Origin of the sequence: Methylobacterium terricola (genome assembly GCF_006151805.1) — a bacterium.
Taxonomy (GTDB): Bacteria; Pseudomonadota; Alphaproteobacteria; order Rhizobiales; family Beijerinckiaceae; genus Methylobacterium; species Methylobacterium terricola.
Window position 1 is genome coordinate 1 of sequence record NZ_VDDA01000091.1, and the last position, 1,886, is coordinate 1,886.

1 protein-coding gene is annotated in these 1,886 nt (G+C 76.4%); it reads right to left on the bottom strand.

Annotated elements, in window-relative coordinates:
• Nucleotides 1-1,886 (bottom strand): beta strand repeat-containing protein (locus tag FF100_RS38480; protein ID WP_171070486.1); only part of this gene is annotated, 1,886 nt, incomplete at both ends.

A 1,886-nucleotide genomic window follows, 5' to 3' on the forward strand; every position in this document is an offset into this window, starting at 1 on the left:
GCCGTCGCGTCGATCCCGAAGGTGAACGGCGTGCTCGCCAGGCTCGCATTGCCGGCCGCGTCGATCGCCAAAGCCGTCGCCGCGTAGCTGCCGTCCGCCAGCGCCGGCAGGGTCGCCGACCATGCCCCGGCCGCGTCGGCCTGCGTCTCGACCGTCACCGGCCCCGACGGCGTCCCGGCCGAGACCCGGATCGTGGTGCCCGGATCGGCCCGCCCGGACAGCGTCGGCGTGGTGTCGCCGGTCAGCCCGTCGCCCGGCGTGCCGGTATCCTCGGACAGGCCCGTGATCACCGGTGCCCCCGGCCGCCCGACCTGCAGCGTCAGCGTCCCGCCCGCGACCGTCGCCGCGTTGCCGGCCGCGTCGCTCAGGGACAGCGTCGTGGTCACGCCGCCGCTGAAGCCCGACAGGTCCGCCGTGTAGGTGCCGTCCGCCGCCACCGCGACGCTCGTCTGGCGGATCCCGTCGCTGAAGGCGACGCTGCCCCGGGTGCCGGGATCGAGCCCCGCCACCGTGAAGCCCACCGCCGCGGCCTCGGCCGCGTCGATGACGCCGTCGGCGGTCGGATCGACCGTCAGCGTCGCCGGCGCCCCGGCATCGACGGTGGTGTCGATGGTCAGCGCGAACGGCGCCGAGGTGCCGATCGGCTGGCCGGCGGCATCGGACAGGCTGGCGGTGAGGCTGTAGGCGCCGTCCGCCAGGCTCGGCAGCGCGAGGCTCCAGGTGCCGTCGGCGGCGACCACCCCGGTCGCCGTCACCGTCCCGCCCGCGCCCGCGGCGGTGAGCGTCACCCCCGCGCCGGCCGCACCGATGCCGGTGACCGTCGGGGTGGCGTCGCGGGTGAGGCCGTCGCTCGGCACGCCGGTATCGTCGGCAAAGGCCGTGATCACCGGCAGGACCGGGGCGACGCCGGTCACGTCGCGGCTGCCCGCCGCGAGGGTGGCGCGGTTGCCGGCAGCATCGGCGATGTCGGAGCCGGCCGCGAGAGCGAGCGTCAGGGTGCCGGTACCGGTCACCCCCGCCACCGTGACGGTGTAGGCGCTGCCGGTGCCGACGATGCCCGTGACGGTGCCGGCCGCCCCGTTCGTGCCGGTGAGGACGAGGTCGTCGAGGCTGACGTTGGTGACGGCCTCGGAGAAGCTCACCCCGTAGGTGAAGCTCGCCACCGCCGCGCCGCCGGCCGTGTCGGCGACGATGGTGCCGGTGGGGGCGGCGGTGTCGAGGGTGACGGTCGGGCCGGCGAGCGTGGCGGTGTTGCCGGCGGCGTCGGTGAGGAGGAGGCTGGCGGTGACCGTGCCGTCGAGGGCGCCGAGATCGGCCACGTAGCTGCCGTCGGCACCGACCGTGACGGTGACGGCGGCGGTGCCGTCGCTGAAGGTGGCGGCGGCGGTGGTCGCGGCGTCGAGGCCTGTCACGGTGAAGGCCGTGGCACGGGCCTCGAGCGCGTTGAGGATGCCGTCCTGGGGGGGGGCGACGGTGAAGGCGACGGCGGGGGCGGCATCGATCTGGGTGTCGACGACGACGCTGACCGGGGCCGTGGCCGCGCCGACATTGCCGGCGGCATCGGTGAGCTGCACGGCGAGATCGTAGATCCCGGCGGCGAGCGGGCTCGTCGGGCTGACCGCGAAGGTGCCGTCCGCCCCCACCACGGCCGTGCCGATCGGGGTGGTGCCGTTCAGCAGCGTGACCGTCGAGCCCGCCTCGCCCGTGCCGGTGACGGCCGGGGTGGTGTCGTTGGTCGGGCCGGTCGGGCCGGTCACCGTCGCCAGGGCGGGCGCGGCGGTGTCGATCGCGACGGTCACCGGCGCCGAGGCGCCGCTGACGTTGCCGGCCGCATCCGTCGCCGTCGCGGTCAGCGCGTAGCTGCCGTCGCCGAGCGGCGTCGCCGG